19 protein-coding genes are annotated in these 19,424 nt (G+C 66.9%); 10 read left to right on the top strand and 9 right to left on the bottom strand.

The features are described 5' to 3' along the window. Positions 1–38: 38 nt before the first annotated feature. Genes ACLH0K_RS04770 through ACLH0K_RS04760 form a run of 3 tightly spaced genes read right to left on the bottom strand, consistent with a single transcriptional unit; the run spans position 39 to position 3,091 of the window. The gene (locus ACLH0K_RS04770; RefSeq protein ID WP_411375689.1) at positions 39–818 is read right to left on the bottom strand and encodes a carbon-nitrogen hydrolase family protein; all 780 of its coding nucleotides are present in this window, start codon (positions 816–818) and stop codon (positions 39–41) included. Continuing rightward, positions 727–2,202 carry an APC family permease gene (locus ACLH0K_RS04765; RefSeq protein WP_411375688.1) on the bottom strand — a complete coding sequence of 492 codons (1,476 nt, stop codon included), beginning with the start codon at positions 2,200–2,202 and terminating at the stop codon, positions 727–729. The genes ACLH0K_RS04770 and ACLH0K_RS04765 overlap by 92 nt, the downstream gene beginning before the upstream one ends. 10 nt (positions 2,203–2,212) lie before the next feature. Next, positions 2,213–3,091: a carbon-nitrogen hydrolase family protein gene (locus ACLH0K_RS04760; protein WP_411375687.1), complete on the bottom strand. Its 879-nt coding sequence runs from the start codon at positions 3,089–3,091 to the stop codon at positions 2,213–2,215. 94 nt (positions 3,092–3,185) lie between these two features. Between ACLH0K_RS04760 and ACLH0K_RS04755 the strand changes: the two genes are divergently transcribed. The 8 genes from ACLH0K_RS04755 (at position 3,186) to ACLH0K_RS04720 (ending at position 10,274) form a co-directional block, all read left to right on the top strand. Then, entirely contained in the window at positions 3,186–3,929 is a 744-nt protein-coding gene (locus tag ACLH0K_RS04755) for a FadR/GntR family transcriptional regulator (RefSeq protein WP_411375686.1), read from the top strand. 115 nt (positions 3,930–4,044) lie between these two features. Continuing rightward, the gene (locus ACLH0K_RS04750; protein ID WP_411375685.1) at positions 4,045–5,304 is read left to right on the top strand and encodes an MFS transporter; all 1,260 of its coding nucleotides are present in this window, start codon (positions 4,045–4,047) and stop codon (positions 5,302–5,304) included. Between the two features lie 162 nt (positions 5,305–5,466). Next, positions 5,467–5,757, top strand: coding sequence for a sigma factor-like helix-turn-helix DNA-binding protein (locus ACLH0K_RS04745; protein ID WP_411375684.1), 291 nt, complete (start codon positions 5,467–5,469; stop codon positions 5,755–5,757). Beyond that, positions 5,754–6,221: a hypothetical protein gene (locus tag ACLH0K_RS04740; protein ID WP_411375683.1), complete on the top strand. Its 468-nt coding sequence runs from the start codon at positions 5,754–5,756 to the stop codon at positions 6,219–6,221. Before ACLH0K_RS04745 ends, ACLH0K_RS04740 begins: the two co-directional genes overlap by 4 nt. 156 nt (positions 6,222–6,377) lie before the next feature. Further along, a complete protein-coding gene (locus ACLH0K_RS04735; protein ID WP_411375682.1) occupies positions 6,378–6,566 on the top strand; it encodes a hypothetical protein in 189 nt (62 codons plus the stop codon). Between the two features lie 149 nt (positions 6,567–6,715). Next, entirely contained in the window at positions 6,716–8,146 is a 1,431-nt protein-coding gene (locus ACLH0K_RS04730) for an FAD-binding oxidoreductase (RefSeq protein WP_411375681.1), read from the top strand. 122 nt (positions 8,147–8,268) lie between these two features. Next, entirely contained in the window at positions 8,269–9,480 is a 1,212-nt protein-coding gene (locus ACLH0K_RS04725) for a mechanosensitive ion channel family protein (RefSeq protein WP_411375680.1), read from the top strand. A 41-nt stretch (positions 9,481–9,521) separates the two neighbouring features. Beyond that, positions 9,522–10,274 carry an ArsR/SmtB family transcription factor gene (locus tag ACLH0K_RS04720; RefSeq protein ID WP_411376405.1) on the top strand — a complete coding sequence of 251 codons (753 nt, stop codon included), beginning with the start codon at positions 9,522–9,524 and terminating at the stop codon, positions 10,272–10,274. A gap of 19 nt (positions 10,275–10,293) precedes the next feature. Here ACLH0K_RS04720 and ACLH0K_RS04715 read toward each other — a convergent pair whose 3' ends face one another. From ACLH0K_RS04715 to fdhA, 5 genes are all read right to left on the bottom strand, one after another. Next, positions 10,294–10,500: a hypothetical protein gene (locus ACLH0K_RS04715; RefSeq protein ID WP_411375679.1), complete on the bottom strand. Its 207-nt coding sequence runs from the start codon at positions 10,498–10,500 to the stop codon at positions 10,294–10,296. Positions 10,501–10,524: 24 nt separating this feature from the next. Further along, positions 10,525–11,274, bottom strand: a complete 750-nt coding sequence (locus tag ACLH0K_RS04710; protein WP_411375678.1) for a dienelactone hydrolase family protein — start codon at positions 11,272–11,274, stop codon at positions 10,525–10,527. Continuing rightward, a complete protein-coding gene (locus ACLH0K_RS04705) occupies positions 11,274–12,677 on the bottom strand; it encodes an MFS transporter (RefSeq protein WP_411375677.1) in 1,404 nt (467 codons plus the stop codon). The genes ACLH0K_RS04710 and ACLH0K_RS04705 overlap by 1 nt, the downstream gene beginning before the upstream one ends. Before the next feature lie 148 nt (positions 12,678–12,825). Further along, complete coding sequence (locus ACLH0K_RS04700) at positions 12,826–13,179, bottom strand: GNAT family N-acetyltransferase (RefSeq protein WP_411375676.1); 354 nt, start codon at positions 13,177–13,179, stop codon at positions 12,826–12,828. 112 nt (positions 13,180–13,291) lie between these two features. Continuing rightward, positions 13,292–14,506 carry a formaldehyde dehydrogenase, glutathione-independent gene (gene fdhA, locus ACLH0K_RS04695; RefSeq protein ID WP_411375675.1) on the bottom strand — a complete coding sequence of 405 codons (1,215 nt, stop codon included), beginning with the start codon at positions 14,504–14,506 and terminating at the stop codon, positions 13,292–13,294. A gap of 312 nt (positions 14,507–14,818) precedes the next feature. On the opposite strand from fdhA, the gene ACLH0K_RS04690 reads away from it, so the two are divergent. Continuing rightward, positions 14,819–15,148, top strand: a complete 330-nt coding sequence (locus tag ACLH0K_RS04690) for a DUF6457 domain-containing protein (RefSeq protein WP_411375674.1) — start codon at positions 14,819–14,821, stop codon at positions 15,146–15,148. A 4-nt stretch (positions 15,149–15,152) separates the two neighbouring features. On the opposite strand, the gene ACLH0K_RS04685 is transcribed toward ACLH0K_RS04690, so the two are convergent. Beyond that, the gene (locus ACLH0K_RS04685; protein ID WP_411375673.1) at positions 15,153–17,480 is read right to left on the bottom strand and encodes an FdhF/YdeP family oxidoreductase; all 2,328 of its coding nucleotides are present in this window, start codon (positions 17,478–17,480) and stop codon (positions 15,153–15,155) included. A 189-nt stretch (positions 17,481–17,669) separates the two neighbouring features. Between ACLH0K_RS04685 and ACLH0K_RS04680 the strand changes: the two genes are divergently transcribed. Continuing rightward, complete coding sequence (locus tag ACLH0K_RS04680) at positions 17,670–19,424, top strand: RecQ family ATP-dependent DNA helicase (protein ID WP_411375672.1); 1,755 nt, start codon at positions 17,670–17,672, stop codon at positions 19,422–19,424.

Here is a 19,424-nt window from a genome sequence, read left to right as displayed (position 1 = left end):
CGTTTAGCTCAATCTACCGACTCCAGCACGCGCAGCCGTTACAGCCGGCGCTGCCGGAACATCGGGAACTGCTCACGGACCCGGGCAAGGGTGCCCAGCGAGACCTCCACGGTCCGGACGCCGGGCTCCAGGCCAAGGTCCTCCTCGGTGGCCCCCATCGGGTCCACCAGCAGGCTCCGGCCCACGGACACCGGCGGCGCCTGGCATATTCCTGCAACGTACACGCTGTTCTCGATGGCCCTTGCAGCGTTGAGGGCCAGCCACTGCCCGGTCTTGTGCGTGCCCGGCACCCAGGACGAAGGAACCAGCAGGACCTGGGCGCCGGCGTCGGCCAGCGCCCGGGCCAGCTCGGGGAACCGGAGGTCATAGCAGGTGAGAAGGCCGAACGTTATCCCGCCCGTCTCGAAGACCACCGGTTCCAGGGACGGACCCGGAGTGATGAACCGGGACTCGTCGAAACCCTGCGCGTCGAAAAGGTGGATCTTGCGGTAGGAAGCCAGCCGGCCGCCGTCGGGCCCGAATGCCGCCAGCGTGTTGTACGCCTTGCCCGGTTCGGGCGACGTTTCCAGCACGCCCGCCACCAGCGCGATGCTGTGGCGGGCGGCGGTGGCTGCCAGGGCCCGGCAGACCTCCCCGTCCAGCGGTTCGGCGACGGCCGGGAAGGAGGCGTCCACCACCTTCTTTTCGTAGGTGGCGTATTCCGGGAAGGCCACAAGTTGGGCGCCGTCACCGGCAGCAGCTGCGGCGTACTTCTCGATCGCCGCGAGGTTCGCGGCGATGTCGCTGCCGGAGGCCAGCTGCCCGAGCGCTATCTTCACGAATGTCCTTCCGTTGCACTCCCGCCGGCGCTGCTAGGCCGCCGCCTCCACCGTAGGCCTTCTCCGTGGCCGTCATCTCCGGCGGCGAGGCCTTGAACCCGCGGGTGATCAGGGCCAGGACCACTGCGCCCAGCACCAGCCAGGAAACTCCCAGCGTAATCGCGTTGCTGTCCAGCCGGGAGAGCAGGTAGGCGCAGACCACGGCGCCGATGGCGGGAACCACCACGTAGGACACCGGGTTCAGGCTGATGCCGGCGCGGCGCTGCCGCAGGAAGTGGCAGATTACCGCGATGTTCACCAGGGTGAAGGCCGTGAAGGCACCGAAGTTGATGAACGACGTCGAGGTGGCCACATCCAGGAACAGCGCGATCAGCCCCACCGCGCCGGTGATGATGAGGTTGAGCACCGGGGTGTGGAACTTCGGGTCCAGTTTTCCGAAGACGGCCCTGGGCAGGACGGAGTCACGGCCCATCGCGTACAGCAGCCGGGAGGCACTGGCCTGGGCGGCGAGGCCGGAGGCGAACTGCGCCACCACCAGGCCGGCCAGGAACACGGCACCGAAAAGCTGCCCGCCGATCTGCACGGCGATGGAGCTGGCAGCGGACGCGGAGTCCTCGAACACCCCGCCGGGGTGGACCAGCTGCGTCACGTAGGAGACAGCCACGAAAATGCCGCCGCCGATCAGGGCGATGAGCATGATGGCGCGCGGCACGTTCCGTCGCGGGTTCACCGTTTCCTCGGTAAGGGTGGTGACGGCGTCGAAGCCCAGGAATGAGTAGGCGGCAATGGCGGCTCCGGCCGAGATGGTGGCGAAGCTGGAGGCGTCGTTGAAGAACGGGTGGCTTGCTGCCAGTCCCCCGGCGCCGGAGGAAGACATTACGTTGCCGGTGGCCAGCGCCACAAAGAACACGATGACCAGCATCTGGAACGCCATCAGCAGGTAGTTGGCCTTGTCCGCCACCTTGATGCCCAGGATGTTCAGGACCGTGGTGATGAGGATGAAGCCGACGATCCACACGCCGATGGGCACGCCGGGGAACTGGGCGTTCAGGTAGGAGCCGCCGATCAGCCAGATGACCATGGGCAGGAAGAGATAGTCCAGCAGGACCGCCCAGCCCACCATGAACCCCACGCGGGAGTCGATGGCCCGGCGGACGTAGGTGTAGGCGGAGCCGGCCACCGGGTACGCGATGGCCATCCGGCCGTAGCTGTGCGCGGTGAACAGCATGGCCAGCATGGCCACGAGGTAGGCGGACGGAGTGGCTCCGCCGGTGGTTTCGGCGATGAGGCCGAAGATGGCCAGGACGATCAGCGGCGTCAGGTAGGCCAGTCCGAACAGCACCAGGGACGGCAGCTTCAGGGTGCGGGTGAGTTGTGTTGTCACGAAGGGTTCCTTAGGGCTTGTAGGACGGCGGTGTCCAGGTGGCCGGGTTGATCCGGCCTTGGTAAACGGGAAGTTCGACAGCGGCCTCGCCCTCCCGGAATTGGGACCAGGGCCGGTTGAGGTTCTCCGTGCCGTGGGTGCGGACGCGTTCGACGGCGGAAAGGTCCAGGTCCGCGGGAAGCAGCACCGGGGCGTCGTCCGGTGCCTCGGCGAGGGTGTTCCCCTCCGGGTCCACGATGATGCTGCGGCCCATGCCGGTGGGGCCGGCGCAGTTGACGCTGACCACGAACACCTGGTTCACGATGGCGTTTGCCTTGGCCAGGACCAGCTCCTGCCTGCGGTCCGGGGTGGTGGTCTTGACGACGTTCAGGATGACGTCGGCGCCCATCCACGCAAGCTGGCGGGACACCTCCGGGTACCAGGCGTCGTAGCAGATGTTCAGGCCCACCCGTCCGGTGCCGGGCAGGTCCACCGTGGTGAACCGGTCGCCGGGATCGTAGGGCTCAAAGGGCCGCCACGGGAAGATCTTCCGGTAGTAGCCGGCCAGCCCACCTTCCGGCGACAGGACCAGCTGGGTGTTGAACAGCTGTCCCTCGGGCCCGCGCTCGCAAACGCTGCCGGGGACCAGCCAGATGCCAAGGTCCGCGGCAAGCTCCCGCAGTTCCTTGACCCGCGGCCCGTCCAGCGGTTCGGCCGAGGACTGCAGCACCTCGGCCCGCTGCTGGTCGGGGTAGGAGTCACCAAAGAGGTGGAGCTCGGGAAACACCACCATCCTGGTTCCGGGCTTGGTGTCCAGGGCTGCCTGGACCTCGGCCGCGAACGCCGAAAGGGGCTCACCGATAAGCCGCGGCGGGGCCTGGGCGGCGACAAGGGGAAGGACGCGTTGCATGGTTCCTCCATGGAAGGGGGCTGTGATCTGCACTATATTAGATCAGAATGATCAAATAAACGGAAGGGGGGATATGGCCCGTAAAGTAGCGGTTATGACCCCTTCCGTGGAGGAAACCTCCGCCATCGGCGCCACCGTGCTCAGCGGCATGGACCGCCGCAGCGCCATTGACGCCGTCAGGCTGCGGATCGGGATGGCCATCTCGCTGGGACTGCTGAAGCCGGGCGAGAAGCTGCCTGACCAGGAGGACGTGGCGCTGGGCCTGTCGGTCAGCCCCATCACCGCCCGTCGCGCCCTCGCCAGCCTGGCCGAGCAGGGCGTGCTGGTTCGCCGCCGCGGCAGGGTCGGCGGAACGTTCGTGGCCGATGAGCCGCCGCGGGACGTCCTCGCCGAACTCTCGGCGTCGCCCGCGGAGTCCCGGGCGGTGAACCGGCTGGTGGACCGGCGGCTGCTCTTTGAGTGCGCCGTGACCCACTACGCCGCTGTCAACGCCACCGCCGGCCAGCTGGACGAACTGGAACGGCTGACCCGGGACATGGCCGCCGCCGCCAACTGGTCCGACTACCACCAGTCCGACGAGCGGTTCCACCAGTTGGTCGGATCGTCCTCCGGGCTGGGGACCGCCGTCGAGGTGTACCACCAGACCCTCGCCGAGCTGTACGACTACTTCATCCCCTACCCCATCGACCTGCTGCACAAGTCCAACCAGGACCACATCGAGCTCGTCAAGGCCCTGCGGGAAGGGGATACCGGGACGGCCGTGGAGGTGGCCCGCCGGCACGTGGATATCCTGCACCGGACCATGTTCATGGGGCTGGCGGAAGGCGCCGGGAGGTAGCTTTCCCGCGCGGTGTCATGTCTGTGACAACCGGTCCCATCCTGTAAATTTAAGGGAGGAATTGCCGGCCAGCGAGCAGCGTTCCACCCCTCCCCCTGAATTGGACCAATCCCCCATGTCTTCCGCGACGTCCGCGCCTGCCCCTGCCCGCTTCCCCTATGCCGCAATGGCCGTCCTGGCCACGATTGCGTTTACCGCCATCACCACCGAGCTCCTGCCGTCCGGACTGTTGCCGCAGATCAGCACCGGCCTGAACGTGTCCGAGCCGGTGGCCGGCTACCTTGCCGCCGCATACGCCGCCGTCATTGTGGTCACCGTGGTCCCGGCCGCCCGGCTGCTGGCGAGGGTTCCCCGGCATGCGCTGCTGGTGGGGCTGGTCCTGACCTTTGCGCTCAGCAATGCCATGGTGGGCCTGGCGCCGGACTTCACCGCCGCCATGATTGCCCGGCTGGTGGGCGGCCTGGCGCATGGCCTGCTGTGGACCACCATGGCTCCGTTCGTCACCAGGGTGGTTCCGGCGGACAAGGTGGGCAAGGCCCTGGCGATCGTCTTCAGCGGCAACAGCCTCGGCCTTGCCATTGGCGCGCCGGTGGGTACGGCACTTGGCGGTTTCCTCGGCTGGCGTGCCGCGTTCCTGGTGGTGGCCGGGTTCGGGCTGCTCCTGACAGTCCTCGCCTTCTTCCTGCTGCCGCGGGTGCAGCGCATCTCGGACGCCGCCAACCCGTCGTTGCGGCGGGCCATAGCCCAGCCGGGGGTAAAGTCCGTTGCCATCGGGTGGCCGCTGCTGATCCTGGCCCACTTCGCGCTGTTCACGTACATCGCCCCGTTCATCCGCGAGGCCGCGCTGCCGGACTACGCCACCAGCCTTTCCCTCACCGTGCTCGGCGCTTCCGGCCTCCTGGGCATCTGGATTGCGGGACTCACCGTGGACACGCACCCGCGGCGTTCACTGCTGATCACGACGGCGGCAATCGCCGCGTCGATGGCCTTGTTGCCTCTCGCGGTGGGAAACCTCGTGGTGGCGCTGGTGCTGATGACGGTGTGGGGTGCGGGCATGGGGGCGATCGGCATTTACAACCAGTCCGCCATCCTCCGCGCCGGCGGCGACTACGGCGAGGCAGCCAACGGGCTCACGGTGCTCACCATCCAGCTGGGAATCACCGTGGGGGCGCTGTATGGTTCCGGCGCGCTGGTGGCGGGCGGGCCGTTGCTGGTGCCGGTCGCCGCGGCCCTTCCGGTTGTGGCCGCCCTTGTCATCACGCTGGCCGGCAAGACGCACGCCTACCCGCCCGGACCCCGCGAACGGGTGTGGCTCGAGCCGCGGCCGGTTCCGGCGACGCCTGCCCCGGTAGAGCCTTCTACACCGAGTGACTGACGGAGTGACAATCTAGTCAAAAAATCCTCACAGACCCGTAACCGCCGTGACCCGGATTTCGTTTCAATAGGTGCGCAGCGAAAAACCGCAGTTGATCGCAACCATAAATTCGTCAACGGAGGGTCTCATGTCGACCGCCGTCGGGTCAAAGGCCCCCGGACCATGGACTACATCCCTGAAACCGACCCGCGCTGCAGCACTTCAGCGGAGGACCAACTGCTCGCGGCAGAAGGGTCGGACGATGTCAAAGCAATGCTTGGAACGCTGCAGCAGGAGCAGCAGGAGGTCATTGCCCTGCGGGTTGTGGCAGACCTGTCCGTAGAGACGACAGCGGCGATCATGGGCAAGACCCCCGGAGCCATCAAGCAGTTGCAGCACCGGGCCCTCTGCCGGCTGCGGAAGCTTCACCCCTCGTTACAGGACGGTGCATCGATGAAAGAAGGCGCATCATGACCAGTTCTTCCGGCCGGCAGCAGCAACCCAGGCCCGACGGCGAGCGCTGCGTGGACGAGTTGCTCTCCGAGTGCGGGTTTACGGACGATGCCCAACTGCGCGGGATGCTCCTGCAACTACGCTGCCTAGGGAACATCAGTGTCCCGCCGCCGTCCCCCGCCCTGGCCGCGCTCCTGGAATGTCCGGCCGCCGGAAACCTCGCACCGCTGGAGCTTGGGAGGCGCCGGACCAGGAAGCGGATGGTATTCACCACACTCGCCGTCGCTGCCTCGCTGGGTGTCGCCGGCGGCGCGGTGCCGGCAATGACGGCCTGCGCACGGGTGCAGCGGCGACAATCACCGGGATCATTCATACGCTCACCCCGCCGGAGCCTGCCCGGCCCGCGCCGCAGGTTCCGGCCGGGGCACCCGACGCGCCGGCCGCCGTCGTGCCCTCCCCTGCAGGGACGCCGGACGTACCGGTGACCGCTGCTCCAGAACCCCTGCCCGGCGGCGTTCCTGGTTCCGGCAGTCCGGCCGGCCCGCCCAGGCAAACAGGTCCGTCCCCCAATGGAACCAGCCGGCAAATCCCGGCGCCGGAGCTCCTGCCGCAGTAGCGGAAAAAGGAAAAAGTCCGCCAACGTGGGTCACCTGGTGGTGGGCTACACCCTGGTGGTCTATTGCTGCCCCAACATGGTGCTCACCGCGCCCACCATGCTCCTGGTTGATTTACAGGGGCACTACCCCCGGAAATGGGAAAGCGTTCCTGGCACCCGTGCCGCTACCCTTCCGGCCCTCCTCGCCCTCGCCTTCCTCCCGCTGGGGCCATAGGTTTTAGGGGGCTTCAGCGTCTTGACCGGGATGGTGCCCCGCCAGATACTTGGACTGCCATTGCCCGTCGCGCCGCTGTTACGGCGCATCCTTCAGGTGCCAGTCCGCCGGATAAGTGGTGATCCGGCAAATTCCGCTGAGGTCAGACCATGGACTTATCAGAGCGGGCGGAGCCGGATGCCCGGATCGCCAAGGAGTTGGAAGACCTGCGGAACCGGCTCACCGGGGTCCTGCTGGAGCCGGGCGGGGAGGGGTATGAGGAAGCCCGCCGGATCTGGAACGGCATGCATGACCTCCGGCCAAGGGCCATTGCCCGCGCGGGCTCAATCACGGACATCGACCCGGTCTTGGACGCAGCACGCAACACGGGCCTGGTGCTGGCCGTACGCGGCGGTGGCCACAACGTCGCCGGGCACGGAAGCGTGGCAGGTGGCCTGGTCCTGGACCTGAGCGGGCTGCGCAAGGTGACCGTGGATCCTGCCACCCGGGTGGTCACTGCGGAACCCGGTGCCACCCTCGCGGACGTCGACCGTGCCACCGCGGAACATGGGCTTGCCGTCCCAATCGGGGTCATCAGCGCCACCGGCATCGCCGGGCTGACGCTGGGCGGCGGCGTGGGCTGGCTGACCCGCAGCAACGGCCTGACACTCGACAACCTGATATCGGCGGACGTGGTCACTGCCGCCGGGGAACAGCTGAAAGTTAGTGAACAGGAGAACCCGGACCTGTTCTGGGGCCTGCGTGGCGGCGGCGGGAACTTCGGCGTGGTGTCCTCGTACACGTTCCGGGCGCGGCCCCTCCCGCATCCCGTGCTGGGCGGCAACCTCTTCTATACCCCGGACCACTGGAAGCAGGCACTGGCCGGCTTCGCCGGGTGGACCGCGGACCTGCCCGACGAGATGAACCCGATCATCAGTTTCCTTTGCCTGCCGCCGGAGTTCGGCATGGGCGGGGACCCCTGGATGATCATCGGCTGCGCCTGGGCCGGGGCCGACCACCAGCCCGGCCTGGACCTGATCGAGCAGCTGCGGAAGCTGGCTCCGCCGGACCAGGAGGAAGTGGGGCCGGTTTTGTGGCCGGAATGGCAGAGCGCCATGGACGGCCTCTTCCCGACGGGCTCGCGGGGCTACTGGAAGAACGTTTCGTTCTCACGGCTGGACGAGGAGGTCATCGACGTCGTGGCCGGCTTCGCCTCACAGGTGCACTGGCACGGTACCGGCATCGACATCCACCATCTGGAGGGGGCCTTCGGCAGGGTTCCGGAGGACTCCACCGCCTACCCTAACCGGTCATCGCGGTACCTGCTGAATGTGTACGGATTCTGGGCTGAATCGAAGGACGACGCCCGGCTCACGGAGTTCGCGAGGAAAGCCCACGCGCGCATGCAGCCCTTTGCCGAGGAGGGCGAGTACCTGAACTTCCTCGGCAGCGAATCAGGCCAGGATCCTGAAGCTGCCCGGCGGACCTATGGACAGGACAAGTTCGCCAGGCTCATTGAACTGAAGCAGCGCTACGACCCCAACAACCTTTTCAGCCGGAACCACAACATCCTGCCCCGGCAGCCGCAGTCCGCTCCCTAGGAGCTGATGCCGGGTCCTTCCAAGGCACGAACTGCACCGGACACGCCACGGGCCGGAGCGATTTCGGCGGCCGCGGGGCAGCTTGATAGTCGTTAAGGATGCCAGATTTACTACATCCCGCCATGCCTTTCCTTGCCGTAACCCTTGCAGTAGCCGCAGGACTGGTCCTGTCCTGGCTGCTCCGCAGGATTGTCCTCCGGCTCAACCGGAAGCGTCCCGAACTGCAGGCCACGTCCCGCGTGGCGCGCAGGCCCCTCCAGCTGGCGCTGTGCCTCATCGGCGTCCGCGCCGCGCTGGGACTGACCGCCGGAAGCGAAACCTGGCACGCCGCCGTCGACCATCTCCTGCTGATCGCCCTCATCGGCGCCCTGGCCTGGCTGGCTGTCGCGGTGCTGCTGATTATCGAAGCGGTGGTCCTCGCCCGGCACAGCGTGGACGTGGCGGACAACCGGCGGGCGCGGCGGCTGCGGACGCAGATGATCCTGGCACGGCGGATCGCGGTGGCACTGGTGGTAGTGCTCGCCGTCGGGTCCGTGATGCTGACCTTCCCCGCCATCCAGGCGCTCGGCGCCGGACTCCTCGCGTCCGCGGGCGTGATCTCGATTGTGGCCGGCCTGGCGGCGCAGACCTCGCTGGTGAACGTCTTCGCCGGCATGCAGCTGGCCTTCACCGATGCCATCCGGGTGGACGACGTGGTGGTGGTCCAAAAGGAGTGGGGCCGGATCGAGGAGATCACCCTCACCTACGTGGTGGTCCACGTCTGGGACGACCGGCGCCTCATCCTGCCCTCCACCTACTTCACCACCACCCCGTTCGAGAACTGGACCCGCCGCCAGTCCGAGGTGATGGGCACCGTGGAGTTCGACCTCGACTGGCGCGCCCCTGTGGAGGACATGCGCTCCGAACTGCGCCGCATCCTGGCCGGCACCGACCTCTGGGACGAGCGCGTCGGAGTCCTGCAGATCACGGACGCTACCGGCGGCTTTGTCCGCGTCCGCATCCTGGTCAGTGCCGCTGACAGCGCCGCACTGTTCGACCTGCGCTGCCTTATCCGCGAAGCCATGATCACGTACCTGCAGCAGGGCCACCCGGAGGCGCTGCCCCACCAGCGCTGGGAACAGGCCGCGCCCGACGCCGGCTCCCCCGCACAGCGAAAGGCACCGCTGCGGGGGCTGGATTCGTCCGCTGCCGCCGGCGCCCGTCCGCCGGCTGACCCTCACGAATCACAGCTCTTCACCGGCTCCATCGAGGCTGTGGAAAGGTCCCGCGCCTTCACCGGCCCGGGCGACGACGTCTTCGAGGACCGCGACCGGAACCTCGCCTCAAGGAACTAAAACCAATGATAGGTGACCTTGTGGTCACCTATCATTGGTCCGTGGACGACGTGTTCAAGGCACTCGCCGACCCCACCCGCCGGGACCTGCTCGACGAGCTGTTCCGCGAGGACGGCCAAACACTCAGTGCGCTTGAGGCACGGTTCAGCATGACCCGGTTCGGGATCGCCAAGCACCTCCGCCTGCTGGAGGATGCAGGCCTGGTAGTGACCCGCCGCCGGGGACGGGAAAAGCTGCACTTCCTGAACCCGGTACCCATCCGGCTGGTCCACGACCGCTGGGTGAGCAAATACGCAGAACCATGGGCCGCTGCCCTCAGCGACCTCAAATCCAGATTGGAAAGTCCCATGGAAAAAATCTTCGAGATTTACATCAAGACCACTCCGGAACGGCTGTGGGAAGCCATCACGGACAGCGGCATCCGCAGCAACTACCAGTTCGGCAACACCTTCGAGGCGGACTGGGCACCCGGCGGGAAGTTCGTGATGAACAACGCCAAGGCGCAGGAACCGCTGGGTGAAGGCGAGATTTTGGAAGTGGACCCACCCCGGCGGCTCGTCCAGACAATGCGCGCGCTTTGGGGTGAGGACGTCAAGGCCGAGGGCACCTCAAAGATCACGTGGGAGATCGAACCGGTGGGCGATTCCTGCCATCTCACCGTCACGCACAGCGACCTCCGGGAGGGAGCCAACGATCAGCTTTACGGCGGCTGGCCGATGATCCTCTCCGGACTCAAGACCTGGCTGGAGACCGGCGAAAAGCTCACCACGCCCGGCTCGCTGATGTATACCTAGTGATGCGGGACGCGGGAGCTTAGGTCCGGCGCATGCCGTCCCAGCCGCGGCCGCGCAGCTTGCGGCTGGCGAACAGCGAGCCGCCCATGAACAGCACGCCCAGGACCACCACTGCGACGCCGACGTAGAACCACACCCCACGGGTGAAGATCATCAGCGCAGCGCCCAGGATGCACAGCCCCTTTGCGGTGATATCCAGATACAGCTGAACCTTCGGAGAGTCCATGCCTCCACCATAAACCCGCCCGGGCTAACCGTTGAGGCTTCGCTCCAGGAAGGCGAGGGTGCGTTTCCACGCGTCCTGCGCGGCGTCCGCGTTGTACCTGGCCGGGGTGCTGTCGTTAAAGAAGGCGTGGCCGGTGCCCGGGTAGACCACGGGTTCGAAGTCCACTCCGGCTGCGTACATTCGGGCTTTCAGGATCGGCAGTTTAGTGACCAAGGGTGTGTCCTCGTCGCCGTAGAAGGCTAGGACGGGACACTTGATCCGGCCCAGCTCCTCCTCTGAGAAGTCAGCGCTACCGTAGAACGGCACGGCAGCCCGCAGCCGCGGTTCCTTCGTGGCAAGCTCAAAACTGTAGCCGCCGCCGAAGCAGAACCCGGTGACGGCAACCCGGCCGGCAAGGCCCGGCACGCCCTCCAGGTGGTTGACGCATGCACGGAGGGCGGCCACTGCCTGCTCGGCGAACTCCGGCGAGTGCAGCGGTGAGGTCAGTTCACGCAGCCTGGGCTGGACCTTGCTGCGCTGCTCCGGGTCCGGATCGGCCAAAGCCGCCAGGACCTCATCCGCCACCTCGGGCGTCATCCCTGTCTGCGCCATCAGGTCCGGTGCGAGCACCAGGTAGCCTTCCGCCGCGTACCGGTCCGCAACGTCCTTGATGTGGTCCACCAGGCCCCAGATCTCGTGGATCAGCAGGAGCCCGCCCCTGGGCGTTCCGGCCGGCTCGCTGACGTAGGCCTGGAATGAGGTTTCGACGTTTCCCAAGGTCATCATGTTTCCCATCAAGCCAGCATGGCACGGAAACGACCGCAAGGGGCAGGCCCGGCTACTGTGTGCTGCCGCCAGAACAGGCTCACGCCGAACGTCACCACACACAGGACCAGCATGGCGAGCACCATCCGCGCCCAGTTTTCCTGGCCCACGCCGCCGGCCGCGAAGACGCCGATCATCACGGTGGCGGTGATGGCGCCGACGTATCGGCACGTCTGGTAGATTCCGGCGGCAACACCGCGCTCCTGCGGCCGCGCGGACACGAACATGCCCTGGTTCGTTGCGATGCCCACGGTCCCGTACGGAACTCCCATCAGGGCCGTCATGACCACCACGAGCGGGATGGCCAGCGTGCCGGTCAGGAGCCACATCAGTGCCGCAACGGCGGTCAGCAGCAGGACGCCGGCCAGCAGCACCCGCCGCACGCCGAACCTTCCCATCGCCTTGACCGCCCACGGGGTGGCCACTACGGACATGGCGGCCAGCGGCAGCATCAGCAGCCCCACCACGCCGGGATCGTAGCCTCCGGCCTCCTGCAGCAGCTGGGGCAGGCCAAAGAAGACAAAGTAGTAGACGCTGCTGAACACCGCGAAAGCGACGTACACCAGCATCAGCGGCCGGTTGCGTCCCAGCAGCCGCAAATCCAGGAACGGCCGGTTGAAGCGCAGCTCCCGCCACGCGAACAGGACCGCGATCACGGTTCCTGCAGCCAGCAACCACCAGCGATAGCCGGGAGCGACGTCCAGCGCGGCCATCATCACCAGCAGCAGCGCGCCGACGAACGTGAGGATTCCGGGGATGTCGGAGTCCCGGAGCAGTTCCGCCACACTGCCCCGTTCCCTTGCCTCATCCGGCGGGGCCGCCCGGCGCACCATCAGCAGCGCGGCGAGCGCCAGCGGGACATTGACCAGGAACAGCGCCTCCCAGCCCACCAGGCTCACCAGCAGTCCGCCGACGACGGGCCCGACGGCGGCAGCGGACGTGTTCGCCATCTGCAGCCTCCCGAGGGGCCGGGCAGGTTCCACGTTGGCGCGGTGCGCGACGGCCCCCACCATCACCACGGCACTGGGGTAGGCGGTAGCCGTGCCAAGGGCCATCACCGCCCGGGCGACGCACAGCAGGGCAAAGCTGGGCGCGAGCGGGGCGAGGGCGCAGGTGACGGTGACCAGTGCCATGCCCAGCTGGAACATCCGGCGCGGCCCGAACCGGTCGGCCAGACGTCCCATCACGGGCTGGCCCGCGGCCGAGGCGAGGTAGAAGGAGGTGACCACCCAGGTGACCGCGGCGACGTCGAGGCCGAAGTCGGCACGGAGCACCACCAGGGCCACGGCGATCATGGAGGAGTTGAGGGGGTTCAGTGCCGTGCCCAGGCTTAAGCCAGCGACGGCCAGGGCAGTCCGGGAGTTGTTGCTCACGGTAACAGTCTGGTGCACGGCGAAACCCGGAGGCGACGCTATCGGTTTACGACGCGCACTTTACCTGGCGCGCCCGTATTTGGGGTGCGCCAGGTAAAGCGCGCGTCGGACACGAATTTGCGTGTCGAAAAGTGGAAGCGGTGCGCTGCTACGCGCGGGTTCGCGCAGACAGGGCCGAATCCAGGAACTCCAGGTGCGCCGGCTTGACCGGCACCACGCTTTCGGCATACTCGGGATGCTTGGTGAGGAACTTCTTGATGAACGGGCACACCGGAACGATTCCCACCCCGGCACCGGCCGTTCCGTCGAGCGCCACGGTAGCCAGCCGCCCAGCGAGCCCCTGTCCGCCGTATTCCTCGTTGACCACGGTGTGGTAGAAAATCCGCGCCGGTGACCCGCCGCCGTCGTAATCCTTGTACGCGGCCTTTCCGATCACGTTCCCGGCATCGAGGAGTTCGAAACGCTGGCGCCCGGCGTTGTGGCGGACGGTGATGTCGCTCATGGGAATCTCCTTCGATGCGGTATTGGCCTTTGTAAAGCCTAACCTCGGCCCCCGGACCGTTATTTCCGCATCACCGGACACCCCGCGTGCCCACCGTCCGCCGCAATTGCGCCTAGCTCAGGTACCCGTTCGGGTTGAGGACGTACTTGGTGGCCGCTCCGGCGTCGAACTCCGCGTAGCCCTGCGGCGCTTCCTCAAGCGTGATCGCCTTGGCGTTCACGTTCTTGGCGATGCTCACCTTGTCATTCAGGATGGCCATCATCAGCTGCCGGTTGTACTTCATCACCGGGCACTGGCCGGTGGTGAAGCTCAAGGACTTGGCCCAGCCGGTGCCAAGGCTGAGGCTCAGGCTGCCCTTCTTGGCGGCCTCGTCGATGCCGCCGGGATCGCCCGTGACATAGAGGCCCGGGATACCAAGGGCCCCGCCTGCTGCGGTGATGTCCATAAGGGAGTTCAGCACGGTGGCCGGGGCTTCATGTGAGGCGTCCTTGCCGTGGCCGCGTGCTTCGAAGCCCACCGCGTCGACGCCGCAGTCCACCTCGGGCACGCCGAGGATCTGCTCGATCTGGTCCTTCGGGTCGCCCTTGGTAAGGTTCACCGTTTCACAGCCGAAGCTGCGCGCCCGTTCCAGACGGTCCTCGTTCAGGTCTCCAACAATCACGACGGCGGCGCCCAGCAGGTGTGCGCTGGTGGCCGCTGCGAGGCCCACGGGACCTGCGCCCGCCACGTACACGGTGGACCCGACACCCACGCCCGCCGTCACCGCGCCGTGGAAGCCGGTGGGGAAGATGTCCGAGAGCATGGCCAGGTCCAGGATCTTCTCCATGGCCCTGTCCTTGTCCGGGAACTTCAGCAGGTTCCAGTCTGCGTAGGGCACCAGCACGTAGTTGGCCTGGCCGCCAACCCAGCCGCCCATGTCCACGTAACCATAGGCGCTGCCGGGCCGGTCCGGGTTTACGTTCAGGCAGATGCCGGTCTTGCGCTCCTTGCAGTTGCGGCAGCGGCCGCAGGCAATGTTGAACGGGACCGAGCAGAGGTCGCCCACCTTGATGAATTCGACGTCGCGGCCCACCTCCACCACTTCACCGGTGATTTCGTGGCCGAGCACCAGGTTGGGCGGGGCGGTGGTGCGCCCGCGGACCATGTGCTGGTCCGATCCGCAGATATTGGTGGCTACGGTCTTGAGGATCACGCCGTGGTTGACGGCCCGTCCCACGTTGGCGGGGTTGACCCCTGGACCGTCCTTGAGTTCGAACGTTGGGTAATCGACGTCGATTACCTCCACCTTGCCCGGTTCCTTGTAGGCAACGGCTTTGTTCCCTGTCATCTGGCTCTCCTGTTGTCAGTCCGCCCGGTGGGGCGGCCGTGATTTCTGGGTAGGTGATGCACCCCCGGCAGGGACCCGCCTCCAATCAACACCGATGCCAACCTGGCCAAAGCGGGCCGGTTCCTGGCGTGGGGATCCGCCCAGTCTAGGCGGGCCTTGGGGGCAGTTCCAGAGCCGGGAGGCGGGAGGCGGGAAAATTCACCCTTTTTTTAACGGGGGTTTTGCCCGCCCGGTGACTTCCACCCCGAAGCCTTGTAGTGTCGGCACCGGATGTCAGGACCCAGAGCAACCATTCAACGCAAGGAGCGGACCATGGCAGTCAACAACGACGAAGCGCAGGTGCTGGACCAGTGGAGCAACCGGCTGGCGCAGGCACTGCAGATCCTGGACATGAAAGTGGACCATGAGCTGATGCTCGAACTGGCGCGGAAGTCAGCTGACAATGTCATCCATGCCGCCGCGCCGGTAACCACTTTCCTTGTGGGCTACGCCGCGGGACTCGATGCCGGGACCGGAAGCGCCGGGACGCGCGAAGCATCAGCCGCCGCCGTGGAGAAGGCTGCAAACGTCGCGTTCCAGTTGTGTGAGCAAGGGCCGGACGGCGGTCCCGCCAGCCGCGGCTGGGCGGACACCGCGCAATAAGGCTTTAGCCCCAGGCCGTGGGTTCCTCCTCGAGGACCGGGACGGGCTCCAGCCGCACCACCACGGCCTTGGACGCCGGCGTCTGGCTTCCCTCGGCCACGCTTTCCAGCGGCACCAGGACGTTGGCCTCGGGATAGTACGCGGCGGCGCAGCCACGGGCCGACGGGTAGGACACCACCCGGTAGTTCCGCAGCACCCGGTCCACGCCGTCGCTGTACACCCCATGGATGTCCACGTGCTGCCCGTCCTCAAGCCCCAGTTCCGTGAGGTCGGCAGGGTTGACAAACACCACTTCGCGGCCCTTCTTGATCCCCCGGTACCGGTCGTTGTGGCCGTAGATGGTGGTGTTGAACTGGTCATGCGAGCGCAGGGTCTGCAGAATCAGCGTGCCGGCGGGGCGCTCCACGTGCTCCAGCTCGTTAACCGTCAGCATGGCCTTGCCGGTGGGGGTGTTGAACGTGCGTGAATCGCGGGGTCCGTTGGGCAGCACGAACCCGCCCTCCTGCCGGACCTTCCGGTTGTAGTCCTCGCACCCGTTCACAACATGGGAAATGTGGTCCCGGATCAGGTCGTAGTCCTTCTCGAAGCCCGCCCAGTCGGCAGAGGTGCGGCCGTCCAGGGTGGCCGCGGCCATCCGGCAGACGATGGCCACTTCGGACAGCAGCCCCGGCGCCACCGGCTCCACCGTGCCGTGCGAGGCATGCACCGCACAGACGGTGTCCTCCACCGAAACGAACTGCGGCCCGGATTCCTGCCTGTCGATCTCCGTCCGGCCCAGTGTGGGCAGGATCAGCGCCTCCGCGCCGGTCACCCCGTGCGAGTGGTTGAGCTTGGTGGAAATCTGGACGGACAGCTCCGTCTTCTCCATCGCCTCCTCAGCGGCACAGGTGTCTGACATGGCGCCCACGAAGTTGCCGCCGAGCGCGATGAAAGCCTTGATGCCGCCGTCGCGCATTGCCCGGACGGTCTGGACCGCGTCCAGGCCGTGGTCGCGGGGCGGTTCGAAATCGAACTCCCGCCCCAGCGCGTTTAGGAACGCGGGCGGCATCTGCTCCCAGATGCCCATGGTCCGGTCACCCTGCACGTTGCTGTGCCCGCGGATGGGCGACGCGCCAGCACCGGGCCGGCCGATGTTGCCGCGCATCAGCAGGAGGTTGATCATCTCCTTGATGGTTGCCACGCCCTTCTTCTGCTGGGTGATGCCCATGGCCCAGGTGATGATCACCCTGTTCGCGGCGAGGTAGCGCTCGGCGAGCTCGTCGATCTCCTCGCTGCGCAGGCCGGTGGCCTCAAGGACCGTGGCCTCGTCCAGCCGGGCCAGGTGGGCGCGCAGCTCCTCCAGCCCGTCGCAGTACTCGGCAAGGAACTTGTGGTCCAGGACCGTGCCCGGATTCGCGGCCTCGGCGTCCAGGACCCGCTTGGTAACGGCCTGGAGCAGGGCCATGTCGCCGCCGATCCGGATCTGGAGGAACTGGTCCGCCAGGTCCGTGCCGTGCCCGATGATGCCCTTCACCCGCTGCGGGTTCTTGTACCGCATCAGGCCTGCCTCCGGCAGCGGGTTGACGGCCACGATCTGGCAGCCGGCCTCCTTTGCCTCCTCAAGTGCGGTGAGCATCCGCGGGTGGTTGGTGCCGGGGTTCTGGCCCATGATGATGATCAGGTCGGCCTTGGCGTAATCGTCGTAGCTGACCGTCGCCTTGCCCACGCCTATGGTCTGTCCCATGCCCCAGCCGGACGACTCGTGGCACATGTTGGAGCAGTCGGGAAGGTTGTTGGTGCCGTAGGCGCGGATGAACAGCTGGTAGAGGAAGGCAGCCTCGTTGGATGTCCGGCCGCTGGTGTAGAACGCGGCCTGGTTGGGGTCCGGCAGCGACTTGAGCTTGTTTCCAATGATGCTGAACGCCTGCTCCCAGCTGACCGGCCGGTAGTGGTCCTCCCCCGCCGGTTTATAGACGGGTTCGGTCAGGCGGCCCTGCATGCCCAGCCAGTACTCGGAGCGCTCCCGCAGCTCGCTGACCGGATGCTCCGCCCAGAACTCGGAGCCGATGACCACCGGCGTGGCCTCCCAGGTGACCGCCTTGGCCCCGTTTTCGCAGAATTCGAACGTCTTGCGGTGGCCGGGATCTGGCCAGGCGCAGCTCATGCAGTCGAACCCGTCCTTCTGGTTCAGCGCCAGCAGGGTCTTGCGCGAGCGCTCCACGCCCATGTGCTCAAGCGCGGGCTTCATCGAGTAGTAGACGCCGGGCACCCCCGCGGCCCACGTTTTGGGATGGCCTGTCACTTCCAGTTCGGACTCGTCGGCTTCTTCGACCTTCGGGTTTTTGCGCGTCACAATGACCACTCCTCGGCTGCTTCCTGGTCCCCATGAGCCACGGCGTCCGCCGGCGGACCAGCTTCCTCCACACTTGTGCGTCACGTCACGGAAGTCAAGGGAAGGACGACGCCGGCGCACGGCTGGCGTAGGCTGGTTGCCACGGCTGAAGCAAGCGGCCGCGGGACCAACTGCGCGGAGCTGCCCATAATGTCCGACGATCTTGACCTCGCCGCCCTGGCGGGTTCCTCCTTCTCCCTGCCCGCTTTGCGGGCCGGCCAACTGGCCGGAATGGAAGCCCTGGTTGCTGGCCGCGATGTGCTGGCCGTTATGCCCACCGGCTACGGCAAATCCGCCATCTACCAGGTGGCGGCACAGCACCTGCACAACACCACGGGACGTCCCGCCGTCGTGGTGTCACCCCTGATCGCCCTGCAGGAGGACCAGCTCGAAGGCCTGGCGGGGGACCTTGGCGGGCAGGCCGCCGTCGCCATCAATTCCTCCCGCACCGATTCGGAAGTGGAGGCTGCGTGGGAAGCGGTTGAGGCGGGCAAAGCCACCTTTGTGTTCCTTGCACCCGAGCAGCTGGCCAAGCAGGAAACGGTGGACCGGCTCGCTGCCCTTGATGTTTCGCTGTTCGTGGTGGATGAGGCGCACTGCGTCTCCTCCTGGGGCCACGACTTCCGCCCCGACTACCTCGGCCTGGGCAACGTCCGCGGGCTGCTGGGCAACCCGCCCGTCGCCGCACTGACCGCCACTGCAGCCCCGCCCGTCCGTGACGAGATCGTGGAGCGGCTGGAGATGCAGGACCCGCTGGTGCTGGTCCGCGGCTTCGACCGGCCCAACATCTCTTTGGACGTGGTCCGCCACCAGGAGGACAAGGGCAAGCGGAAGGCACTGCTGGAGCAGGTGGCCGGGCTTGCCCGCGACGGACAGGGCCTCCTGTACGCCGCCACCCGGAAGGACACCGAAAAGTACGCCGCCAAGCTCGCCGCCGAAGGGCTGCGGACGGAGGCCTACCACGCAGGGCGGACCTCCGCGGACCGCGAACGGATCCATGAACAGTTCCTGGCGGATCAACTGGACGTGGTGGTGGCAACCACCGCCTTCGGCATGGGCATTGACAAGCCCAACGTCCGGTTTGTGGTCCACGCCGACATCCCCGAGTCCTTGGACGCCTACTACCAGGAGATCGGCCGGGCCGGGCGTGACGGGGAAAAGGCGGCAGCAGTCCTGCACTACCGCGCCGAGGACCTGGGCCTGCGCAAGTTCTTCACCACCAGCACGCCGGACCCCGAGCGGCTGCTCGCGGTGCTGAAGGTACTCAAGGACGCCGGCGGCCCCACCCCCAAGTCATCGCTGGCCGAGCTGCTGGATGTCCCTGTCCGCCGCGTGACCGGGCTGGTGAACCAGCTTGAGGAGGCGGACGCTGTCACCACCGGCAAGCGCGGCATCCGACTCACCTCGAGAGCCAAGCTGTCCGCTTTGGTGGAACGCGCCGTCGAACGTGCCGAGTCCCGGCAGCGGGTGGAGCAGTCCCGGCTCACCATGATGCGCGCCTACGCCGAAACGGACGGCTGCCGGCGGCAGTTCCTGCTGGGCTACTTCGGCGAGGACCTGCCGGAGCCGTGCGGCAACTGTGACGGCTGTGCTGCCGCCGCTGCCCGGCCGGAGCCTGCGGCGGCAAAGAAGCATGACGACGGCGGGCCGGCCAAGAAGGGACAGGCCGGCAAGAAGGCGGGAAAGAAGGCCGGCAAGAAGAAGCACGACGGCGGGACGCTGCCGGGTGCTCCCGACCCGGACGACCCGTTCCCGCTGCAGTCCGCCGTGGTGCACAAGGAGTGGGGTCCCGGCCTGGTGATGCGGCACGAAGACGACATCATCACTGTCCTGTTCGAACAGGAGGGCTACAAGACGCTGTCCCAGTCCGCCGTCGTCAAGCATGAACTGCTGAAGCCTGCTTAG

The sequence above is a fragment of the Arthrobacter sp. MPF02 genome (assembly GCF_046605375.1).
Classification (GTDB): domain Bacteria; phylum Actinomycetota; class Actinomycetes; order Actinomycetales; family Micrococcaceae; genus Arthrobacter.
The sequence above is the reverse complement of the archived record's forward strand: the minus strand, read 5'-3'. Positions and strand labels throughout refer to the sequence as shown.